Origin of the sequence: Georgenia satyanarayanai (assembly GCF_900116375.1) — a bacterium.
GTDB lineage: Bacteria > Actinomycetota > Actinomycetes > Actinomycetales > Actinomycetaceae > Oceanitalea > Oceanitalea nanhaiensis.
Map to the genome: position 1 here is coordinate 213,145 of NZ_UETB01000002.1, position 21,778 is coordinate 234,922.

A 21,778-nucleotide genomic window follows, 5' to 3' on the forward strand; every position below is an offset into this window, starting at 1 on the left:
GGGCGCGGCGCCGGAGCGGCGACGCGGGTGGGTGTGGTGGGCACGGCCGGTGCTCAGTAGGCGAATCTGGCGACGCGGTCGCGCAGCTCGGTGGACATGCCCGCGAGGTCGCCGACCTCCGCGCTCATCCCGCCGAGGACGGAGTCGAGGGTCTCGGCGGCGGACGCGAGGACGGTGACGTTCTGGGCGATCTCTCCCGAGCCGGCGGCCGCCTCGGACAGCCCTCGGCCCATCTCGTTCGTCGTCGCCGTCTGCTCCTCCACCGCCGAGGCGATGGTGAGCTGCAGGTCGTTGATGGCCCCGACGATGCGGGCGATCTCGTCGATCTCGCCGACGGCGGCGCCCGCGTCGCCCTGGATCGTCTCGATCCGGCGGGCGATGTCCTCGGTGGCCCGCGCGGTCTCCTGCGCCAGCTCCTTGACCTCCCCGGCGACGACGGCGAAGCCCTTGCCCGCCTCACCGGCCCGCGCGGCCTCGATGGTCGCGTTGAGCGCGAGCAGGTTCGTCTGCTCGGCGATCGAGGTGATGACCTTGACGACGTCGCCGATCTCCTGGGAGGAGGTGCCGAGCTTGCCGACGGTACGGTTCGTCGACTGCGCGACGGTGCTGGCGCGGGAGGCGACGGAGGCCGCCTCCCCCGCGGTCCGGGCGATCTCGCGGATGGAGGCACCCATCTGCTCGGCCCCGGCCGCGACGGTCTGCACGCTGGCGGAGACCTGCTCGGCGGCGGCCGCGGCGGCGGCGCTCTGGGCGGAGGTCTGGGCGACCTCGCCGGCCACGCGCTGCGTGCGCGCCTCCAGCTCCCCGGTGGACCCGGAGACCCGGTGCGCGGAGTCCCCGACCGCACTCACGAGGTCACGGACGGCGGCCACCCCCTCGTCGAGGGCGGCACCGACGTCACCGAGCTCGTCGGTGCGGGTGAGCTCGCTGCGCGCGGTGAGGTCCCCCGCCCGCAGCCGGTCGGCGACGTGCCGCAGGCGCGCGATCCGGCGCAGCAGGAGCCGGGTGGTGCGACCGGCGAAGAGCGCCGCGAGGACGATGCCGATGGCACCGGTGGCCACCAGCCGCTTGACCGCGGTCGCCTGACCCTCGGCCTGCGCGTCTTGGGCAGCGGCGACCTGCTCCTCCGCGAGCGCCTGCGCCTCGTCGGCGATGGTGAGCACGGTGGAGTAGGCCGCGCCCGCCTCTCCGTCGTTGATCGACTGGAGCGCCGTCTCGCGGCCCTCCTGCGTGTCGAGGGCGAGCCACTCGACCACCTGGGCGTCCCAGGAGAAGAAGTCGTCCCAGGCCGGGCGGAGCCCACCGAAGATCTCCTGCTCCGCGGGACGCAGGTCCACGGTGTCGAGCTCGTCGAGCCAGGCCTCCACGGCCCGCCGCGACTCGGCCATGCCCGCCCTGTTGAAGGAGTCGGCGGCGAGGCCGACCTCGGTGCCGAGGACGGCCACGTCGCTGAGGTAGAGCCCCTGCCAGCCGGTCGCGTCGGCGATCTGGAAACGCGCCTCCTCGGCGAGCTGGGCGATCGACTCGGCACGCGCCAGCTCTTCCGACTGCTCGCGCTGCTGCGAGACGGCGCCGTAGCCGATGCCGGCCGCGATGAGGACGAACAGCGCGACGACGCCGAAGGCGACGTACAGCCGGGTCGCGACGCCGGTGCGACGCAGCCGCACGGAAGGCGCGGGCACGGGGGCGGTGGACATGGGAGCTCCGATCAGAAGCTGAACTGGGCGAGGCGGTTCTGGAGGCTGGCGGACATCCCCGCGAGCTCCTGGGCCGCAGCCGTCAGCTGGACGAGGGTGTCGTTGGCCGCGGCACTGGAGGCGGCGACGGCGGTGATGTTGCCGGCGATCTCCCCGGAGCCGGTGGCGGCCTCGGTGATGCTGCGGGACATCTCGTCGGTCGTGGCGTTCTGCTCCTCGACGGCGGAGGCGATCGTCAGCTGGTAGTCGTTGATGGCGCCGATGATCCGGGAGATCTCGGCGATGGCGTCGACCGCCCCGGCCGTGTCGACCTGGATCGCGTCCACCCGGCGGGCGATGTCCTCGGTGGCCCGCGCGGTCTCCTGCGCCAGCTCCTTGACCTCCCCGGCGACGACGGCGAAGCCCTTGCCCGCCTCACCGGCCCGCGCGGCCTCGATGGTCGCGTTGAGCGCGAGCAGGTTCGTCTGCTCGGCGATGGTCGTGATGACCTTGACGACCTCACCGATCTCGCGGGAGGACGTGCCGAGCTTGGCGACCGTCTCGTTGGTCGTCTCGGCCACGCCGGTGGCCTGGGCGGCGACGTCGGCAGCCTCGGCGGCGTTCTGGGCGATCTCGCGGATGGAGGCGCCCATCTCGTCCGCGCCGGCCGCGACGGTCCGGACGTTGCCGGAGACCTGTTCGGCCGCGGCGGCGACGACGCCGGCCTGCGAGGAGGTCCCCTCGGTGGTGGCCCGCAGCGTGCCGCTGCTCGCCGAGAGCTGCTCCGCGGCGGCGGCGACCGCCTGCGCGGTGCCGGAGGCCTCGGCGACGAGCTCGCGCAGCTTGTGCTGTGCCGCGTCGAGCGCCTCGGCGACCTGGCCGAGCTCGTCCCGGTCGGTGATGTCGGTCGCGGTCGTCAGGTCTCCGGCCGCCATCGCCGTCGACGTCCGGACGAGCTGGAGGGCGTTGCGGGAGACGCGGCGGCCGATGAGCACGCCACCGGTCACCATGACGACCGCACCGATGGCCGCCCACAGCACGGCCGAGACGATGGCGGTCGTCGCCGTGGACTCCATCTCCTCGAGGCCGGCCGCGGACGTCGTCTCGTGGATGGTGGCGACGCGGGCAAGGTCCTCCGCGATGAGCGCAGCCTGCGCGTCCATCTCGGCCACCAGCTCGTCGACCCCGGGACCGCCACCGCTGCTGATCAGCTCACCGGTGGCCGCTGCCGCAGCGAGGTAGTCCTCGACCGCGGTCTCGACGTCGGCCACGAGGGTTGCCGCCTCGGCGTTCGGGGCGAGCTCGGCACGGTACTCCTCGGCGAGGGTGGTGAGCTCGGCGAGGTGCGCATCGCGCTCCTCCAGCACGGACTGGGCGTCCTGCGGGGTGGCGACGAGGAGGCTCGCCGCCCCGAGGAACTGGGCCTGGGAGAAGGCCAGGCGCATCTGCCCGGTGACCTCCTCGGAGCGCACGTCACGCTCCAGCGTCTCGGTCGCGAAGTCCGCGGCACTGAGGGTGCCCCAGACCGCGACGCCGGCGAGGCTGAGGACGAGCGCGGCGGCTCCGAGGGAGCTGCCGATGATCTTCTTGCGCAGCGAGACGTCGCTGATGCGGCGTCGACGGCTGGGGGCGGGGAGGGGCTCGGTGGGGCGCTGGACCGGTACCGGCGACGGAGCCGGTGCGGGTCGCGTCCGCTCGGGGGCGAGGAGGGCCATGGAAGTCTCCAGAAGTGGGGGGTCGGTGTCAGGCCGCGGTGACGGCGTCGACGTCGAGGGCGAGCAGGAGGCGGCCGTCGAGCTTGTAGGCGCCGCGGATGACCTCGCGGAGCTCGGGCGTGAGCGTCTGGGGCGGGGCCTCGAACTGGGCGTCGTCGACCTCGGCGACGTCGCCGATCGCGTCGACGAGGAGCGAGACGGGCTCCCCGCCGAGCTTGACGACGACCATCATCGGTTCGCTCGCCTCGCGGGGCGCCAGGCCCAGCCGCGTGCGCAGGTCCAGGGCGAGGACCACCTGGCCGCGGAGGTTGACGAGGCCCGCGACCTCCTCGGAGGCGAGGGGCACGCTGGCGGTCGCCCGGTAGGGCAGCACCTCCTGCACCTGCCCGACGCCGATGCCGTAGAGGTTGTCACCGAGGGTGAAGGTCACGTACTGGGTGCTCATCAGATCCTCACCAGGTCCTCGTCGAGAGCGGAGGTGTCGAAGGGGGCGATGCCCACGGCGTGGAGCAGGTCGCTGACGTCGAGGAGCTCGGTGACCCGGTCCTTGACGACGGTGGAGCCGGTGAGCCCGGTGTCCTCGAGCCCGCTGTGGCTGGCCGGGTCGTCGGTGACGATGTCGACGATCTCGCCGACGACGACGGCGACCGTCACACCACCGGAGGTGAGCACGATGACGAGGAGCTCCTCGGGCTGGTCGTAGCTCATGGCGCCCAGCACGCGGTCGAGACGGGCGACGGGCAGGAGGTCGCCGCGGTACTGGACGACCTCGCGGCTCCCGACGCGCTCGAGGCGGTCGGCGGGCATCCGCTCGAGGCGGGTGACGTCCGCGAGCGGGATGGCCACGCGCCGGCCCTCGCCGATGGCGACGACGAGCAGCTGCTGCTCCGTGCCGCTCGCGCGGACCTCCGGGCCCCTGCTCGCGCGCACCAGCTGGCCCAGCTCACCGATGAGGGCGCGGCGGGCGATGGCCTGGATGTCGAGGATGAGGGCGATGTCGCCGTCGCCCAGCACCGTGGCACCGGAGTACAGGCCGATCTGCTTGATCCGCGAGGACAGCGCCTTGACGACGATCTCCTCGTTGTTGAGGACCCGGTCGACGAGGAGGCCGAAGCGCTGCTCGTCGGCCTGGAGGACGGCGATGGTGTGCGAGGCCTGCTCCTGCTGCTCCATGCCGAGGACCTCGGCGAGCGAGAGCAGGGGCAGGAGCGCACCGCGCAGCCGGTAGACCGGCGCGGTGCCGACGTACTCGAGCTGGCTGGACTCGACGGCGACGAGCTCGAGGAGGTTCGTCTGGGCGATGGCGAAGGTGCGGGCACCGCAGGTGACGGTGAGCGCGGGCATGATCGCCAGGGTGAGCGGGATGCGCAGGCGCCAGGTCGTGCCGGCCCCGGGCTGGGAGTCGACGTCCACGGAGCCGCCGATGGCCTCGATCTTCGTGCGCACGACGTCCATGCCGACGCCGCGGCCGGACACGTTGGTCACCGCCTTGGCGGTGGAGAAGCCGGGCAGGAAGAGCAGCTCGTAGATCTCCTGCGGGCTCATCGCCCGCACCTGCTCCTCGGTGCGCACCCCCTTCCGGACGGCGCTGGCCGCGACGGCGTCGGGGTCGATCCCGTGGCCGTCGTCGGCGATCTCGACGATGACCTGCCCACCGGCGTGGTAGGCGCGCAGCGTGACCTGGCCCTTCTCGGGCTTCCCCGCGGCGACGCGTTCGGCGGGCGCCTCGATGCCGTGGTCGACGGCGTTGCGCACGAGGTGGGTGAGCGGGTCCTTGACGGCCTCGAGGAGCGAGCGGTCGAGCTCGGTCTCCCCGCCCAGCATGGACAGCGACACCTTGCGGCCGAGCATGGAGGCGAGGTCGCGCACGACGCGCGGCATCTTGTTCCACACGTGCTCGATGGGCTGCATGCGCGTCTTCATGACGCCTTCCTGCAGCTCGGTGGCGATGAGGCTGAGCCGCTGGGCGGAGCGGGCGAGCTCGGCGTCCTCGCCGCGGTCGGAGAGGCGGTCGAACTGGTTGCGGACGAGCACGAGCTCGCCGACCTGGCGCATGAGGCTGTCGAGCAGCTCGACGTCGACGCGGATGGAGCTCTCGGCCGCGTTGCGGTGGTGCTCGGGCTCGGGCTGGGCCTCGGCCTGCTCGGGGGCCGGGACGGCGGGGGCCGGCTGCGCGGGGGTGGCAGCGGGCGCCTCGGTGGCGCGGCGCTTGCCGATGACCTTGCGGGCCGGCTCCGCGGCGGGCTCCGGCTCCGGCTCCGGCGTGACCGGCTCGGGCTCGACGACGGCGGACGGCTCCGGCTCGACGACGGCGACCGGCTCCGGCTCGACGACGGCGACCGGCTCCGGCTCGACGACGGCGACCGGCTCCGGCTCGGGCGGCGTCTGCCCCTCCTGGACCGCGACGATGCGCGCGATCGTGGGCTCGACGTCGTGGTCGTCGCCGCGGCCGGCCTCGATGGAGGCGAGGATCGCGCGGAGCGTGTCGACGAGCGCGAGGAGCACGTCGGTGGTCGCCTGGTCCATGCGGCGGGCGCCGTCGCGGAGCTCGGCGAGCAGGCTCTCACCCGTGTGGGAGACCCTCTCGAGGTTCGAGTAGCCGAGGAAGCCGCTCGTTCCCTTGATCGTGTGGACCGTGCGAAAGATGCTGCTCAGCAGCTCGCGCGAGGTCGGGGCGCCTTCGAGCGCGACCAGGTCCTGGTCGAGCTGGTCGAGGTTCTCGTAGCTTTCGACGAGGAACTCGTGGACGATCTCATCCATGCCATCCACCGGCGGACCTCCATGCATCCGTGTCGGTCTGTGCGCTTCCTGCGCACTCCCTCTCCATCGGTGCCCACGCGGCGTTTGTGAGACGTCGGCGTGAAATGCCACGGGCGGGCCCGCCGGTGGCGGGCCCGCCCGTGGCGGAGGGGTGACTCAGACGCGGAACTGGGACACCTGGGCGCGCAGGCCCTCGGAGATGCTCGCGAGCTCCGCGACAGCGGTGCTCATCTGCGTCATCGTGCCGCTGTTGTCGGCCGCGGCGGACGCGATGCCGGTGATGTTGCCCGCGATCTCGGTGGACCCGGTCGCGGCCTCGGTCACGCTGCGGGACATCTCGTTGGTCGTCGCGGTCTGCTCCTCGACGGCCGAGGCGATCGTCATCTGGTAGTCGTTGATCTGGCCGATGATCTCGGTGATCTCCCCGATGGCGCCGACGGCTCCTTCGGTGTCGTGCTGGATCGCCTCGATACGGCGGGCGATGTCGTCGGTGGCCTTGGCCGTCTCCTGGGCCAGCTCCTTGACCTCCCCGGCGACGACGGCGAAGCCCTTGCCCGCCTCACCGGCCCGCGCGGCCTCGATGGTCGCGTTGAGCGCGAGCAGGTTCGTCTGCTCGGCGATGGTCGTGATGACCTTGACGACGTTGCCGATCTCGATCGACGAGGCGCCCAGCTTCTGCACCGTCTCGTTCGTCACCGCGGCCTGGGTGGTGGCCCGGGCGGCCACGGCGGCCGCCTCGCTGGAGCTCTGGGCGATCTCGCGGATCGAGGCGCCCATCTGCTCCGCACCGGCCGCCACGGTGTGGACGTTCTGGCTGACCTGCTCGGCAGCGGAGGCGACGACGCCGGACTGGGCAGAGGTCTCCTCGGACGCGGCGACCACCTGCGTGGTCGACGCCGCCAGCTCCTCGGCGCCGGAGGCGATGGTCACGGCGGCCTCGTTGACCGCGCCGACGGTGCCGCGCAGCTGGCGCATCGAGCGGGCGAGGTGCTCGGCCATCTGGCCGAGCTCGTCGCGGGTGCGCACCTGGGGCTCGGCGGTGAGGTCGCCGTTGCCGAGCGCCTCGACCGCGGCGCGGACCGTCTCGACGGTCCGCATGATCTGGCGGATGACGCCGAGGGCGACGGCGATGCCGAGGGCCAGCCCGACAAGGAGGACGACGACGAGGAGCGTCTGGGTGGTCGCCGCGCGCGCGTCTGCGGCCCTCTGGTCCGCGGCGGCGCGCTCGACCTGGTCGTCGGCCGCGGCGGCCATCAGGTTCGCCGTGTCCGCTCCGACGACCTCGAGCGTCTCGTTGTAGTACGCGTTCATGGCGGCGGGATCACCCGTCCGCACGACGTCGGCCCACGGTCCGCCGACCTCGTCGTGAAATGCCTGCACTCCGGCGATCATGGCGTCGAGGTCACCCCGGTCCTCGAAGAAGTGACCGTAGGCCTCCAGGGACCCGATGGCCTCCGCCTCACGCTCGGCGATCTCGACGAGCTGGGCCTCCAACTCGTTGTCATCCCGCAGAGGGAGCGCGTTGACCCGCACCCGCGTGCCCTGGAAGGTCGCTCGAGCATCGGACAGGTGGTTGAGCGGCTCCACCCGCTGCTCGTACATCTCGGTCTGTGCCGTGGCCAGGTTGCGCACCTGGGCGATACCGAGAACCCCGATGACGAGGGCGACGAGGGCGACGACGCCCACGGCAGCAGCGATCTTCACGCGGACGGAGGCGTCCCGGAGGGAGCGGCGGCTCGTGGCGGGGGCGAGGGATTCTGTGGACATCGGTCTTCCTTGTGGGTCCGTGGCCGTCCTGCAGGGGGCACCGGCGGTCCGTGGGCTCGGCCCACGGCGCCGGGCAGTCGCGGTGACGCGGGACGGCCGTGCGCATCCTGCGCACACCCCACCCGTCGGCAGGGGCGCCGCCGTTGTGAGACGTCCGTCCCGAGGAACGTCTCCGGCTCAGTGCGTGAACTGCGCGACGCGGGCCTGCAGGTCGGCTGACATCCGGGCGAGCTCGTCGGCCGCTCCGTTGAGCTGGCCGAGGACCTCGGTCGTCGTCACCGCGGCGGTGGCCACCCCCGTGATGCTCGTCGCGATCTCCCCGGAGCCCGTCGCGGCCTCAGTCACGCTGCGCGCCATCTCGTTGGTCGTCGCCGTCTGCTCCTCCACCGCCGAGGCGATGGTGAGCTGGTAGTCGTTGATCTGTCCGACGATGCGCGAGATGTCCTCGATCGCGTCCACCGCGCCGGCGGTGTCGACCTGGATCGCGGCCACCCGCCGGGCGATGTCCTCGGTGGCCCTGGCCGTCTCCTGAGCGAGGTCCTTGACCTCCCCGGCCACCACCGCGAAGCCCTTGCCGGCCTCGCCGGCGCGCGCGGCCTCGATCGTGGCGTTGAGCGCCAGCAGGTTGGTCTGCTCGGCGATCGAGGTGATGACCTTGACGACGTCCCCGATCTCCTGGGAGCTCACTCCCAGCTTGGCCACCGTCTCGTTCGTGGCCGCCGCCACCCCGGTCGCCTGGTGGGCGACCCGGGCCGCGTCGTTCGAGCTCTGCGCGATCTCCCGGATGGAGGCTCCCATCTGCTCGGCCCCAGCCGCGACCGTCTGCACGTTGCTCGACACCTGCCCGGCGGCGGCTGCCACCACACCTGCCTGGGTCGAGGTCTCCTCCGAGGTCGAGCCGAGCTGGCTCCCGCCGGCCGACAGCTCCTCAGCGGCCGCTGCCACCGCCTGCGCCGTCCCGGAGACCTCACCGACGAGCGCCCGGAGGTTCGACTGTGCGGTGTCCAGTGCCTGCGCCATCTGACCGACCTCGTCGGCGCTGTCGACCCCCGCGCGCACGGTCAGGTCCCCGGCCGCCATCGCCTGGAGCGCCGTGTGCATCCGGCCCACGGGGCGGGTCACCGAGCGTTGGGTGAGCCAGCTGATACCGAGGACGAGGGCCAGACCGACAACTGCGACGGCGAGGCTGACGGACCGTGCCGTCACCATCGCGTCGGAGAGGTCCTCCCCCGCGGCGGCCGTGTCGGCCGCGGCCCCGTCGGCTACGGCCGCCACGGCGTCGTCGGTCAGGGCGTTGGCCGCCTGGATCTCCTCCCAGCGTGATGCCGTGCCCGCCGAGTCGGCGATGGCGTCGTCGATGAACGCCGCCGTCGTCGCGAGGTACTCGCGGAAGGCGGTCTCCAGGTCCCTCACCTCCGCCGCACGCGCCCCCTCGAGCGGCAGAGCCGTCAGCCGACCGAGGAGCTCCTCGACCGTGGCGGTGTCCTCCTCGAGCGCGACGACCTGCTCCTCGGGGTCGTCACGAACCAGCACCATGTAGGCGCTGACCTTGAGCTCGCTGGCGCGGGTGTCGAGCAGCAGCACGCTCTCCTGGATGCGTTCCTCGAGGGCCACCCGGGCGCTGGCGCGCTCGACGCTGGCGTTGCCGACGACCGTCGCGGTGAGGAGCCCGCCGAGGGAGAGGACGACCACCCCGACGAGCACGGCGAACTTGGTGCCGATGCGTGTGTCGGCGAAGCGGCGACGCCGCCGTGGCGTCGGCGCCGCGGGCACCGAGGGGTGACGGGAGGCGTGCTCGTGGGGAGTGCTCGAGCGTTCGGCAGCCAACGCGACCATGCGGGTGTCCTTGCGTCCGGGCGGCCCGGCACCACCGAGAACCCGTCAGGAAGCCGTCGGCGACCTCACCGACCCGGTCCGGCCATCGTCGACCAGTGCCCGTCCTGACGATCTCGCCGGTGCCACGCAGCGCTTCGTGCGCTTCCTGCGCACACCCAAGAACCTTCGGCAGGACACGCCCGGTGTTGAGCGGTTGCCGGCAACCTCACTCGGCTCGGCCGACGGGCAGCCTGGCGCTCAGCCCTCGGTCGTGGGCGGGCGCAGGGAACGGAGTGCATCGAGGTCCTCGTCGCCTGCGCGGGCCGCGTCGCGGTTGGCCTCCTCGACGGCGCGGAGCACCTCGGCCCGGTTGACCGTCACGTGCCGCGGGGCGGCGATGCCCAGCCGGACCGTGTCGCCGCGCACATCGACGACGGTGAGGACGATGTCCTCGCCGATGACGATCTGCTCGCCGACCTTGCGGCTCAGTACCAGCACGCGCTCGACCTTACCGTCCGCGCTGGCTCTTGGCCGACCTGGCGCCCGCCGCGCGTGCCGCCCTGCTGGCCTCCGACTCCATCCGCTCGGCCGCCTCGGCGGCGCCGAGCAGGTCGCCGATGCCCGCGGGAGGTGCCACCGGCCGCGCCGGCGCGGGTGCCCGACGGGCCGCCAGCCGGGTGGGCGGGGCGACCTGCGGGTCGGGCACCGCCACGGTCACCTCGTACCACTGGCGCATGAGCAGGCCCTTGCGCAGCCGTTGGGCGCGCACCACCCGGCCGCCGAGCTGCCCCGCGCGCGCGAGGAGCTCGGTCAGGTCGGGACCGTCAAGCAGCAATCGCCTGTCCGACACCCACGGCTCCCACGGTCTCGATGGTCAGCGACGTGCCCGTCACCTCGGTGTAGGACAGCACGGGAAGGCGCGGGACCGCCAGTCCCGCCACCCGGCGCAGCGCCGGGCGGATCGCCGGCGAGCACACGAGGACCGCCTGGCGGCCGGTCGCCTCGAGCGTCTCCACCTGGGCACGGAGCGAGGCCAGCAGGCCCTCGACCCGGTCCGGCGCGAGCGAGATCTGCGTGCCGCCCTCCCCCGGCCGCAGGGACTCCAGGAGCAGCTGCTCGGTGGCCGGCTCGAGGGTGAGGACGCGCAGCACGCCGCCCTCGCGCTGCCGGTCGACGATGACGTCCGCGACCGCCTGGCGCGCCGCCTCGACGAGTCCCTCCGCGTCGGTGGAGACCTTCGCCCGCAGGGTGAGCGCCTCGAGGATGCGGCCCAGGTCGAGGATCGGCACCTGCTCGGCGAGCAGCCCCTGGAGGACCCGCTGCACCTCACCGAGGCTGAGCACGGCGGGAACAAGCTCCTCGACCACCGAGGGGTTGGTCTGCTTGAGCCCCTCGACGAGCACCCGCACGTCCTCGCGGCCGAGCAGCCGGTCGGCGTGGGTGGAGGCCACCGAGGAGAGGTGGGTGATGAGGACGGACACGCGGTCGACCACCGTAGCCCCGGCCATCTCGGCGCTGTGCCGCAGCTCGGTGGGGATCCACTTGCCGGGCAGGCCGAAGACCGGTTCGACGACGGTGCTGCCGGGCAGCCCCTCGAGGCCCTCGCCGAGGGCGAGGACGCGCCCGCGCGGTGCCGTGCCGCGCGCGACCTCGACTCCGGAGAGCCGGATGGCGTAGGTGCCGGCGGGCAGGTCGACCGAGTCCCGGGTGCGCACCGGGGGCAGCACGTACCCCATCTCCAGGGCGGTCTTGCGGCGCAGCGCCCGGACCCGCCCGAGCAGGTCCTGGTCGGCCGACCCGCCGACCATGTCGACGAGGTCGGGGGCGAGCAGCACCTCGAGCGCGTGGACGCGCATCTGCTCGATGAGCGCCTCGGGCGTCTCCGCAACGGGCTGCAGCGCCGCGGCGGTCTCGGTGGCGGTCTCGGCGTCGGCGACCTCCGTCTCCTTGGCCTTGATCCGCTGGGCGAGGAGGAGCAGGGCCGCACCGACGAGGATGAAGGGGATCTTGGGGATGCCGGGCACGAGCGCGAGGACCACGGCAGCGCCCCCGGCGATCATCAGGGCCGTGCGCGACTGGGCGAGCTGGGAGGTGGCCATCGTGCCCATGTCGGAGTCCGACGTCGCCCGCGTGACGACCAGGCCGGTGGCCACCGACATGAGGAGGGCGGGGATCTGGGTGACGAGGCCGTCACCGACGGTGAGGAGGGAGTAGGTCTCGATGGCCTCGCCGGCGCTCATGCCGAGCTGGACCATGCCGATGACGAACCCGCCGACGAGGTTGATGACCGTGGTGATGATGCCGGCGATCGCGTCGCCCTTGACGAACTTCGCGGAGCCGTCCATCGCGCCGTAGAAGTCGGCCTCGGAGGCCACCTCCGCGCGGCGGCGGCGGGCCTCGTCGTCGTCGATGGCGCCGGCGTTGAGGTCGGCGTCGATAGCCATCTGCTTGCCGGGCATGGCGTCGAGGGTGAACCGTGCCCCGACCTCCGCCGCGCGCCCGGCGCCGTTGGTGATGACGACGAACTGGATGACGACGAGGATGAGGAAGATGACCAGGCCGATGACGATCGAGCCGCCGACGATGATGTGCCCGAAGGCGTTGATGACCTCACCCGCGTAGCCGTCACGCAGCACGAGGCGGGTGGAGGCGACGTTGAGTCCGAGCCGGAACAGCGTCATGACGAGCACGAGCGCCGGGAAGATCGAGAAGTCGAGGGACTTCTTGATGTACATCGTCGTGAGCAGCACGAGCATCGCGCCCATGATGTTGACCGCGATGAGGAGGTCGAGCAGCGGCGCCGGCAGCGGGATGACGAGCAGCATGATGATCCCGACGACGGCGGCCGGGGCGGCGAACTGGGTGACCTTGCCGTTCTTCATCGGCTGTCCTTCCTGGACTGGGGCATGCGGTGGGTCCCGGTGGCGGCGCCACGACGGCGCAGGGACATGACGAAGGCGAGGACGCGTGCGACGGCCTCGTAGAGGTAGTCGGGGACCTCGTGGCCGACCTCGCACATCGCGTTGAGCGTGCGGGCCAGCGTGATGTCCTGGACGACGGCGACCCGGTGCTGGGCCGCGCGTTCACGGATCTTGGCGGCCAGGTGGCCCTGGCCCTTGGCGACGACGCGTGGGGCGCCCTTGCCGGGCTCGTAGCGCAGCGCGACGGCGACGTGCGTGGGGTTGACGACGACGACGTCGGCGTCGGCCACGGCGGCGAGCATGCGGTTGCGGCTCATCGCGCGGGCCTTGGCCAGGCGCTGGCCCTTGATCATCGGGTCGCCCTCGGAGCGCTTGTGCTCGTCCTTGACCTCCTGCTTGGACATGCGCGTGGTCTTGCGGTTGCGGCGCATGACCACGAGGAGGTCGACGGCGGCGAGCGCCAGGCCAGCGGCCACGCCCCACGTGAGGAGGGTCTGGATCCGGGAGCCGACCTCGCCGAGGATCTGCATGACCGACAGCTGGCCGGACTGCGCGACGATCGGGATGAGGCCGACGACGGCGGAGTACAGGACGGCGCCGACGACGAGCGTCTTGAGGAACGCCTTGACGCCCTGCCACCACGCCTGCGGGCCGAAGAGCCGCTTGGCCCCCTTGGCGAGGTTGAACTGCTCGAAGCGGGGCTTGAGCTTCTTGGTGGAGATGTGCACCCCGCCCTGCGCGACGCCCGCGGCGACGGCCGCGAGCGCGGCGACGGCGAGGAGCGGCGCGACGGCCATGATGGCGCTGAGCAGCCCCTCCCCCAGCGCGCGCACGGCGAGGGCCGGCTCCGGCGCCGCGATGACCTCGCGCAGCCCGAGCACGTGACCTGCGGCGGCGTCCGACCCGCGCGCGACGACCATGGGCATGGTGAGGACGCCCGCCCCGACGACGACCCACGCGGTGAGGTCCTGGGACTTGCCCAGGCTCCCGTCCTTGCGGGCCTTCTTCATCCGTTCCGGAGTGGCCTTCTCGCTCTTCTCACCGGCGGTCTTGCTCATCGCACGACCTCCCCGATGCCACGGATGGCCTGGTCGGTGAGCCAGTCGACGACGCCGGGCAGCGCCGCGAGCGTGATCGAGCCGAGCGTGAGGGTGATGAGGATCTTGAGCGGGAAGCCGAGGGCGAAGGCGTTGAGGGCCGGGGCGACGCGGGTGAGCAGGCCCAGTCCGACGTCGGCGAGGAAGAGGACGGCGATGAGCGGCCCGGCGACCTGGATGGCGGCGAGGAAGAGCTGGCTCACGCCCTCGGTGAGCTGACCGGCGAGGGCGCCGAGATCCAGCATGGCGCCGAGGGGCAGCGCGTCGAAGCTGCGGGCCAGCCCACCGACGACGAGCTGGTAGCCGTCGGAGACGAAGAGGAGGACGACGGCGATGAGCTGGTAGAAGCGGCCGAAGGGGCCGCTGCTGGTCATCGTCATGGGGTCCAGCGCCTGGCCGAGCTCGAAGCCGCCGAGCATGTCGATGAGGCGCCCGGCGGACTGGACCGCCGAGAAGACGAGCGAGACGAGGACGCCGAGCCCGGCGCCGGTGACGGCCTCCGACAGCGCCATCGCGATGAGCGTCGCGGCGGTCACCTCGACCGGCACGGTCATGGAGGAGGCGAGCGCCAGGGCCAGCCCCACCCCGAGCATCGCCTTGACGGTCCCGGGGATCGCCCGGTGGTTGAAGGGCGGGGCGATGACGAGGAAGACGGTCACCCGCACGGCCGCGAGGATGACGGGGAGCACCACGAGTGCCGCGTCCACGCCTCAGCCGCCCAGCAGACCGGGGATCCGGTCGAAGAGCTCGTGGGTGGTGACGACCAGCTCGGAGATCATCCAGTTGCCGCACACGACGATCGCGACGGCGACGCCGATCGCCTTGGGCACGAAGCTCAGGGTGATCTCCTGGATCTGGGTGACCGACTGGAGGAGGGAGACGGCGAAGCCGACGACGAGCGCGGTGACGAGGAGCGGGGCGGCGAGCTTGGCGGCCAGCCCGAGCGCGAGGGTGGCGATGTCGATGACGCCTGCGGTGTCCACTAGTAGCTCCCCACCAGCTGCGTGATGATGAGGCCCCAGCCGTCGACGAGGACGAACAGCAGGATCTTGAAGGGCAGCGAGATCATCGAGGGCGGCAGCATCATCATGCCCATCGCCATGAGCGCGGAGGCGACGACGAGGTCGATGACGAGGAAGGGCACGAAGACGACGAAGCCGATGATGAAGGCGGCGCGCAGCTCGGAGAGCATGAACGCGGGGATGAGCGTCTGCATGGGCACGGTCTCGGCGCTCTCCGGGTTGGGCATGTCCGCGGCGCGCGTGAGCAGCGCGAGGTCCTCCTCCCGGGTGAGGCCGACCATGAACTCCCGCAGCGGCACCTGGGCCGCCTCGAGGGCGGCGGCGAAGTCGATCTGCCCGTCGAGGTAGGGCTGGACCGCGGCGCCGTTCACGTCACCCAGCACGGGGGACATGATGAAGATCGAGAGGAACAGCGCGAGCCCGGCGAGCACCTGGTTGGGGGGCACGCCCTGGAGCCCCAGCGCGTTCCTGGTGAGGGCGAGCACGACGAAGATCTTCGTGAAGCTCGTCATCATGAGGAGCAGCGACGGCGCGACACCGAGCAGGGTGAGCGCGAGGAGCGCGATGATCGACGTGGAGGGGGTGCTCCCGGCGACGTCGACGTCGATGCCCAGGCCCGGCTCGGTCGGCTCTGCCGGCGCGGTGGGGTCGTCGGGCGGCAGCGGGGCGCCGTGCGCGAGGGAGGTGCCGAGGACGAGCGCGGCCGCGACGAGGACGAGGACCGCCAGGACCCGCGGCAGCCAGGCCGCGCGGGGGCGGGAGACCGCGGCGCTCATCGGCGCACCCGGCTGCGCAGGACCTGCCACGAGGTGCGCCACGCCGTCGGGGACAGGACGGAGCCGCCGAGGGCGGAGGGCGGGGTGGAGATCGGCGCGGGCACGGAGGACTCCGGGCCCTGGACGCCGTCGTCCTCGAGGACGAAGGGGGCGGACTCGAGCTCGGTGAGGAGGCGGACCTCGGTGTCGCTGACACCGAGGACGAGGGTCCGCCCGGCGACGTCGACGACGGTGATGCCGGAACGGCGTCCGAGGTTCTGCCGGCCGAGGACGGTGATCGGCAGCCGACGGACGGCGCCCCCACCGGCGCCCATCCGCCGGGCGAGGAACCACAGCAGCGCGAGGACGAGTCCCAGCGAGACCGTGACCCGCAGCGCGAGCTCGAGCGTGTCGCTCACTGGGCCGCGGTCTCCGACACGATCTCGGTGATGCGCACCGCGTAGTCCTCGTCCACGACGACGACGTCACCGCGGGCGACGAGGCGGCCGTTGACCATGACGTCGGCGGGGCTGCCGGCGGCCCGGTCGAGCTCGAGGACGGTCCCGGGGGTGAGGGCCAGGACGTCACGCAGCGGCATACGGGTGCGGCCGATCTCGGTGGTGAGCGTGAGCTCGACGTCGTACAGGACGCGCATGCTGCCCGGCGTGAGCGGGGCGCTGCTCACCGGGGCGACGGTGGAGACGGTGCGGATCCCGAACCAGGCCTGGACACCGCTGCCCGAGGTGAGGGCGAAGAGCTGGACGTCACGACCGGTGAGCGCGTCCCCGGCGGGGCGCTCCTCGGCGGCGCTGAGCACGCCCGCGCCGAGCTGCTGGGAGGCGGCCTCGAGGGCGGGACGCAGCGCCTCGGCGAGGGTCAGCGCCGCAGCGCCGGCCATCGCCTCCGCGACGGCCTCCTCGGCGACGACGACGAGCTCGGCGCTGCCCTGCCCGACGAAGCTGGCGACGACCGCGACGGCCTCGGGGGCCGGGCGCTCACCGGCCTCGGCGGGGCGGGCGACGAGCGGCTGCGACGAGGGCAGCAGCCGCGCGAGCTCCTCGGCGACGGCGTGGGTGTCGACGGTGGTGGTGCTCATGAGTTCTCCTTGACGTTGACTACCAGCCCGGCGAGGCGGGAGCCGTTGGTCCCTGCGACGGCCTGGGCGAGGACGCGGTCACCGACCACGACGTCCATGGGCTGGGTACGGGGGTGGTGAAGCGGGAGGAGGTCGCCCACGGCGAGGTGGACGACCTCCCTGGGGTGGACGGGCACGGCGGCCAGACGGACGGCGACCTCGACGGGCGCGTTCTGCACGGCGCGGTCGAGGAGCTCGCGCTGCTGCTGCTCGGCGACCTCCTGCGCGGCACTGCGCTGGTCGGGGGCGTTGCTCTCGCGCAGCGCCGCGATGATGCCCTCGGCCGGGGCCATGAGGGACGCCGTGGCGTGCTGCTCACCGGCGGAGATGTCGAAGCGCGCGGAGATGACGGTCGTCGTCGCCGTCATCAGCTGGAGGACCTGCGGGGAGTGCTGGATGTGACGCAGCTGCACGTCGATGGGGATGATCCCCTCGAAGGCGTAGTTGAGGTCGCCCAGCACACGGAGCATGAGGTCACCGAGGAGCGCCTGCTCGATCTCGGTGAGCTCCCGGGTGGGGACGGCGCCGGGCTTCCCGGGGCCGCCGAGCATCTGGTCGACCCAGGTGAGCGCGGTCTCCAGCGGGAACTGCATGATGGCCGGGCGCCGGTTGGGGCCGACGGCGCACACGACGAGCGTCGTGAGCGAGGGCAGGCCGCTGACGTAGTCGTCGTACGTGCTCAGGCTCACCGTGTCGAGGGACACCTGGGTGGGCACACGCAGGCGCGCCATCAGCTGGTTGGACCACTGGCGCGCGAAGGTGCCGAGCGCGACCTCGAGGGTGCGCGCGTGCTCGCGCGCCAGTGTCATCGGCCGGCGGAAGTCGTAGACGACCGTACCGTCGGCGTGGGGAGAGTGGGGAACCGTCACGTATGTCCCCATCGGCGGCGCCCAGCCGATGTTGAGGAGTCACCGCGCGCCCGGCGTCAGCCGCCGGGCGCGCGGGGTGTCACTGCGTGACGAAGTCGGTGAAGTAGACCGTGAGCACCTCTCCGTCGTAGGCCTCGACGAGCCGCTCCGACAGCTCGGACTTCAGCTCCTCGCGCCGCTCGGGGTCGTTGACCTCGGCGATGGTCCGGCCGGTGAACAGGGCGATGGCGATGTCCGTCGCGTGCGCCGTCGCGACCTCCTCGACCTCCGCGACGAGCTCGATCGCGAAGCCGAGCCGCAGGTAGTGGCCGTCGGCGAGGTTGATGTTCCGTGGCTCGATGGTGACCGTGTCACCCACCTCGGGCTCCGCGGGCACGGCCGGTTCGGTGGGGCGGAGGAAGACGAAGGCCCCGGCGGCGAGGACGGCGAGGACGGCCGCCAGGACGATGAGCAGCCGGCCGCGCCCCCGGCGGGGGGCTGCCTCCGGCTCCGGAGGTGCGGGCGCCGCAGCGGCCTGCCCACCTCCGATCTTGCGGGACTGGGCCCCGATCACGCGCTTCTCGGCCATGTCAGGCTCCTTCCATGTCGTGTGCGGCCTCGGGCAGCAGGGTGCGGACCGTCTCGGGCTCGTTGCTCAGGACGACGACGTCGACGCGCCGGTTGAGGTCGAGGGCGTCGGGGCCCTCCGCCGCCGGGTAGGCGTCGCCGTAGCCGATGGCGCGCACCCGGGTGGGGGCGATCCCCTCGTGCTCGACCATCCGGCGCAGCACCTTGGTGGCGCGGTCCGCGGAGAGCTCCCAGTTGGTCTCGTAGGGCTCGGTGTAGGGCAGCGGGTTGGCGTGGCCCTCGAGGAGGATGTCGTTGTCCAGCGGCCGCAGGGTCGCGGCGATCGTGTCGACGACCTCGAGAGACGTACGCGGCATGGCCGCGCTCGCCGGGGAGAAGAAGGTGTTCTCGCTGACGAGGCCGATGACGAGGCCGCGCTCGGTGATCGCGAAGCGGACCTCGTCCTCCAGCCCTGCCCTCTCCAGCTCGGTGCGGATGCTCTCGCGGACCGCGTCGAGGTTTCGGGCCTCCGCCTGCGCCAGCTGCTGGGGGTTGCCGTCCAGCGGGGAGATGCCGGCCGCGCCGTCGACCGGGGCGACGTCGACCGACGGGGTGTCCGCGCCGTCGAGCACTCCGCTCGAGCCGTCGACGACGGAGACGGAGGCGGACGCGTCCCCGAAACCGGCGGCGAGGGACTCCCGCAGCTCGTTGAACTTCACCTGGTCGACCTGGCTGATGGCGAACAGGACGATGAAGAGGCACATCATCACCGTGACCATGTCCATGTAGCTCACGGTCCAGCGCTCGGAGTTCTCCTCCTCTTCCTCCTCGTGGCCGCCCCGGCGGCGGCGCGAGCTCACGCCGCCTGCCCGGCGTCGTCGTCGACCAGCTCACTGGCCGGGACCATGCTGCGCAGGCGCTCACCGACGGTGCGCGGGTTGGCGCCCGCCTGGAGGGCGAGGAGCCCCTCGAGGCTGATCTCCATCTGGGCGCACTCGAGGTCCGAGATGCGCTTGAGGCGGCTGCCGATCGGCAGGAAGATGAGGTTCGCGGAGAGGATGCCCCACAGCGTCGCGACGAAGGCCGCCGCGATCATCGGGCCCAGGTGGCTGGGGTCGGAGAGGTTCTCGAGCACGTGCACCAGCGAGATGACCGTGCCGATGATCCCGATGGTCGGCGCGTACCCGCCCAGGGAGTTGAAGAAGCCGGAGGCGACGCGGTCCTGGGCGCGCTTGGTGTCGATGCGGTCCTCGAGCATGGTGCGCAGGTCCTCGGGGTCCGCGCCGTCGATGGCGGCCATCAGCCCGTCGCGGAGGAACTCGTCCTCGACGTCCTGAGCCGCGTCCTCCAGGGCCAGCAGGCCCTCGCGTCGGGCCCGGTCGGACAGGGTGACGACGGCGGCGATGGTGGCCCCGCGCTTGGGCGCCTTGGCGGTGAAGGCCTTGGGCAGCGTCTTGAAGGCGTGCACGGCGTCGCGCAGCGCGCCGCCGGCGATCCCGGCGCCGAGACTGCCGACGAACACGATCGCCAGCGGGCCGGGCAGGAGGATGGCCGAGAGGTGGACGCCCTCGGCGCTCATGAGCACGAACACGCCACCGAACGCGATGGCGAGCCCGAGAAGAGTTGCCGGATCCATCATTCTCCCTGGGGTCGAGTCGGCAGGGGAACGACGGGACGCAGCTCGGGGCGGGCCGCGGGGGGCTGCTCCGCCGGCTGCAGCGCACGGGAGATGACTCCGGCGCGGTACTCCTGGACCATCGCGACGACGTCCGGCATCGTCTCCGCCACGAGGTAGCGCGTGCCGTCCATCAGCACGAGGATCGTGTCGGGAGTGCACTCGATCCGTTCGATGAGATCAGGGTTGATCGCGAACGGTTGTCCGGTCAGACGGGTCACGGTGATCACGGGTCGGTTCCATCCTGGTTACTTCGGGCCCATCCATGAGCCCTGCACACTGCCTATCGGCCACCGGGCCCGGACCTTGAGGGGTCCGGGCCCGTCGGACGTCAGCGCTTGAGGTTGACGAGCTCCTGGAGGAGCTCGTCGGAGGTGGTGATGATGCGGGAGCCGGCCTGGAAGCCGCGCTGGGCGATGATGAGGTTGGTGAACTCCTGGGAGAGGTCGACGTTCGACATCTCCAGCGCGCCACCGGTCAGCGTGCCCCGGCCGCCGTCGCCGGCGGCGCCCACCGCCACGTCACCGGAGTTGACGCTGGCGCGCAGCATCGAGCCGCCGACCTTCTCCAGGCCCTCGGCGTTGGCGAAGCTACCCACGGCGACCATGCCGACGGCCCGCTTGAGGCCGTTGGAGAAGGAGCCCATGAGGGTGCCGTCGGCGTTCATCGAGAAGGACTGCAGGACGCCGGCGCCCTGACCGTCCTGGCTCGCGGCCTCCACGGTGGTGAGGGAGGCGAACCCGGTGAGCCCGCTCATGTCGAGGTCCATCGGAGCGCCGGCGACGGTCACGCGCGGGACCGTGACGTCCTGCAGGCCGCCCCGGGCGTCGAAGGCGATGCTGCCGGTACCGAGCTCGGTGTCGCCGTCCATGACCTGGACGTCCCATGTCGCGCCGGGCGTGCTGGCGCGCAGGGTGTAGCGCACGTCGAGAGAGGTGGCGGCGCCGTCGGCGGCGTGGACGTCGATGCTGCGCAGCAGGCTCGTGCCGACCTCCGCGTCGGAGGGCAGGTTGCCCGTGAAGGTGACGGTGCTCGTCGCACGGGCGCCCATCGTCGTCGACACGGGCAGCGAGAGGTTGGACAGCGGTCCGTTCGCGTTGACGACGCCGTCGGCGTCAGCCGCCCAGCCCATGACCTGGGCGCCGGAGGAGGTGACGAGCCGGCCCAGGCCGTCGAGGGTGAAGGCCCCGGCGCGGGTGTAGAGCTGCTCGCCGCCCGAGCTGACGACGAAGAACCCGTCACCGTTGAGCATCATGTCGAGGCTGCGGCCGGTCTGCTGGGCGGCGCCGGGCGTGAAGTTCGTGCTGATCCCGGCCACGCGCACACCGAGGCCCACCTGCGCCGGGTTGGTGCCGCCGTTGTCGGCCTGCGGGGCGCCCGGCGCGTTGAGCATCTGGGACAGGGTGTCCTCGAAGCGCGTCTGGGAGGCCTTGAAGCCCGTGGTGTTCGCGTTGGCGATGTTGTTGCCGGTGACGTCGAGCATCGTCTGGTGGGAGCGGAGGCTGGAGATGCCGGAGAAGAGTGAGCGAAGCATGGTCTGGTGTCCTTCGGGTCAGGCAGCGGGGTCGGTGGGGGTCCCGCCGGCGGGCGGGGTGGCGGACGGCAGGGCACCGACCGTGGCGAGCAGGTTCATCGGGACGACGGCGTCGCCGATGACGGCGCCGGGAGGGGTGCTGGAGAAGTCGACGGCACTGACCACGCCGCTGTGGCGCACGCCGTCACCGTCGAGGTAGCTGACGTCCTTGCCGACGAGCTCGGTCGCCGAGCTGCGCATCTGCAGGTGGAAGGCCTCCTGCGTGAGCGTGGTGAGCTCGGTGAGCTGCTCCATCGTCGACAGCTGGGTCGTCTGGGCCATGAGCTCGCTCGTGGAGAGCGGCTCGGAGGGGTCCTGGTAGCGCAGGGAGGTGACGAGCAGCTGGAGGAAGTCGTCCTTCTTCAGGCCGCTCGCCGCCGGCGCGGACGCGGCCGGGCTGGTCGGGGTCGGGGTGTAGCCCGCGGAGACGGGGTCGATGGGCATGGTCGTGC

The 21,778-nt window shown here is 72.3% G+C and carries 22 protein-coding genes; all 22 read right to left on the reverse strand.

Going from position 1 to position 21,778, the window contains the following annotated elements; translation table 11 throughout:
* Positions 1 to 53: 53 nt before the first annotated feature.
* The 22 genes from DSZ44_RS05135 to DSZ44_RS05240 all read right to left on the reverse strand — a co-directional run bounded on the left by DSZ44_RS05135 (position 54) and on the right by DSZ44_RS05240 (position 21,770).
* Positions 54 to 1,697, reverse strand: a complete 1,644-nt coding sequence (locus DSZ44_RS05135) for a methyl-accepting chemotaxis protein (protein ID WP_110851529.1) — start codon at positions 1,695 to 1,697, stop codon at positions 54 to 56.
* Between the two features lie 11 nt (positions 1,698 to 1,708).
* Positions 1,709 to 3,391: a methyl-accepting chemotaxis protein gene (locus DSZ44_RS05140; RefSeq protein WP_110851530.1), complete on the reverse strand. Its 1,683-nt coding sequence runs from the start codon at positions 3,389 to 3,391 to the stop codon at positions 1,709 to 1,711.
* A 28-nt stretch (positions 3,392 to 3,419) separates the two neighbouring features.
* Positions 3,420 to 3,836, reverse strand: a complete 417-nt coding sequence (locus DSZ44_RS05145) for a chemotaxis protein CheW (protein WP_110851531.1) — start codon at positions 3,834 to 3,836, stop codon at positions 3,420 to 3,422.
* Positions 3,836 to 6,151, reverse strand: a complete 2,316-nt coding sequence (locus tag DSZ44_RS05150; RefSeq protein ID WP_258369241.1) for a chemotaxis protein CheA — start codon at positions 6,149 to 6,151, stop codon at positions 3,836 to 3,838. Before DSZ44_RS05150 ends, DSZ44_RS05145 begins: the two co-directional genes overlap by 1 nt.
* A 156-nt stretch (positions 6,152 to 6,307) precedes the next feature.
* Positions 6,308 to 7,918, reverse strand: a complete 1,611-nt coding sequence (locus DSZ44_RS05155; RefSeq protein ID WP_110851533.1) for a methyl-accepting chemotaxis protein — start codon at positions 7,916 to 7,918, stop codon at positions 6,308 to 6,310.
* 177 nt (positions 7,919 to 8,095) lie between these two features.
* The gene (locus DSZ44_RS18205) at positions 8,096 to 9,754 is read right to left on the reverse strand and encodes a methyl-accepting chemotaxis protein (RefSeq protein WP_110851534.1); all 1,659 of its coding nucleotides are present in this window, start codon (positions 9,752 to 9,754) and stop codon (positions 8,096 to 8,098) included.
* Positions 9,755 to 9,991: 237 nt separating this feature from the next.
* The gene (gene csrA / locus DSZ44_RS05165; RefSeq protein ID WP_110851535.1) at positions 9,992 to 10,231 is read right to left on the reverse strand and encodes a carbon storage regulator CsrA; all 240 of its coding nucleotides are present in this window, start codon (positions 10,229 to 10,231) and stop codon (positions 9,992 to 9,994) included.
* A 10-nt stretch (positions 10,232 to 10,241) separates the two neighbouring features.
* Positions 10,242 to 10,568, reverse strand: coding sequence for a hypothetical protein (locus DSZ44_RS05170; RefSeq protein ID WP_110851536.1), 327 nt, complete (start codon positions 10,566 to 10,568; stop codon positions 10,242 to 10,244).
* Positions 10,558 to 12,615 (reverse strand): flagellar biosynthesis protein FlhA, encoded by a 2,058-nt coding sequence (locus DSZ44_RS05175; RefSeq protein WP_110851537.1) that lies wholly within the window; start codon positions 12,613 to 12,615, stop codon positions 10,558 to 10,560. The genes DSZ44_RS05170 and DSZ44_RS05175 overlap by 11 nt, the downstream gene beginning before the upstream one ends.
* Entirely contained in the window at positions 12,612 to 13,712 is a 1,101-nt protein-coding gene (locus DSZ44_RS05180) for an EscU/YscU/HrcU family type III secretion system export apparatus switch protein (RefSeq protein ID WP_110851538.1), read from the reverse strand. The genes DSZ44_RS05175 and DSZ44_RS05180 overlap by 4 nt, the downstream gene beginning before the upstream one ends.
* Positions 13,709 to 14,458 (reverse strand): flagellar biosynthetic protein FliR, encoded by a 750-nt coding sequence (locus tag DSZ44_RS05185; RefSeq protein ID WP_110851539.1) that lies wholly within the window; start codon positions 14,456 to 14,458, stop codon positions 13,709 to 13,711. Before DSZ44_RS05185 ends, DSZ44_RS05180 begins: the two co-directional genes overlap by 4 nt.
* A 3-nt stretch (positions 14,459 to 14,461) precedes the next feature.
* Complete coding sequence (locus DSZ44_RS05190) at positions 14,462 to 14,734, reverse strand: flagellar biosynthetic protein FliQ (RefSeq protein ID WP_110851540.1); 273 nt, start codon at positions 14,732 to 14,734, stop codon at positions 14,462 to 14,464.
* On the reverse strand, positions 14,734 to 15,549 hold the full coding sequence (fliP, locus tag DSZ44_RS05195; RefSeq protein WP_110851541.1) for a flagellar type III secretion system pore protein FliP: 816 nt from the start codon (positions 15,547 to 15,549) through the stop codon (positions 14,734 to 14,736). The genes DSZ44_RS05190 and fliP overlap by 1 nt, the downstream gene beginning before the upstream one ends.
* Positions 15,546 to 15,947, reverse strand: a complete 402-nt coding sequence (locus tag DSZ44_RS05200; RefSeq protein ID WP_110851542.1) for a FliO/MopB family protein — start codon at positions 15,945 to 15,947, stop codon at positions 15,546 to 15,548. Before DSZ44_RS05200 ends, fliP begins: the two co-directional genes overlap by 4 nt.
* A complete protein-coding gene (gene fliN / locus DSZ44_RS05205) occupies positions 15,944 to 16,624 on the reverse strand; it encodes a flagellar motor switch protein FliN (RefSeq protein WP_110851543.1) in 681 nt (226 codons plus the stop codon). The genes DSZ44_RS05200 and fliN overlap by 4 nt, the downstream gene beginning before the upstream one ends.
* A complete protein-coding gene (locus DSZ44_RS05210; RefSeq protein WP_181424538.1) occupies positions 16,621 to 17,532 on the reverse strand; it encodes a flagellar motor switch protein FliM in 912 nt (303 codons plus the stop codon). Before DSZ44_RS05210 ends, fliN begins: the two co-directional genes overlap by 4 nt.
* Before the next feature lie 79 nt (positions 17,533 to 17,611).
* A complete protein-coding gene (locus tag DSZ44_RS05215; RefSeq protein WP_110851545.1) occupies positions 17,612 to 18,100 on the reverse strand; it encodes a flagellar basal body-associated FliL family protein in 489 nt (162 codons plus the stop codon).
* 1 nt (position 18,101) lies between these two features.
* Complete coding sequence (locus DSZ44_RS05220; protein WP_258369244.1) at positions 18,102 to 18,938, reverse strand: OmpA/MotB family protein; 837 nt, start codon at positions 18,936 to 18,938, stop codon at positions 18,102 to 18,104.
* On the reverse strand, positions 18,935 to 19,714 hold the full coding sequence (locus tag DSZ44_RS05225; RefSeq protein ID WP_110851546.1) for a motility protein A: 780 nt from the start codon (positions 19,712 to 19,714) through the stop codon (positions 18,935 to 18,937). The genes DSZ44_RS05220 and DSZ44_RS05225 overlap by 4 nt, the downstream gene beginning before the upstream one ends.
* Positions 19,714 to 19,983 carry a flagellar FlbD family protein gene (locus DSZ44_RS05230; protein WP_110851547.1) on the reverse strand — a complete coding sequence of 90 codons (270 nt, stop codon included), beginning with the start codon at positions 19,981 to 19,983 and terminating at the stop codon, positions 19,714 to 19,716. Before DSZ44_RS05230 ends, DSZ44_RS05225 begins: the two co-directional genes overlap by 1 nt.
* A gap of 101 nt (positions 19,984 to 20,084) precedes the next feature.
* On the reverse strand, positions 20,085 to 21,287 hold the full coding sequence (locus tag DSZ44_RS05235) for a flagellar hook protein FlgE (RefSeq protein WP_110851548.1): 1,203 nt from the start codon (positions 21,285 to 21,287) through the stop codon (positions 20,085 to 20,087).
* An 18-nt stretch (positions 21,288 to 21,305) separates the two neighbouring features.
* Positions 21,306 to 21,770, reverse strand: a complete 465-nt coding sequence (locus DSZ44_RS05240) for a flagellar hook capping FlgD N-terminal domain-containing protein (RefSeq protein WP_110851549.1) — start codon at positions 21,768 to 21,770, stop codon at positions 21,306 to 21,308.
* Positions 21,771 to 21,778: the final 8 nt, after the last annotated feature.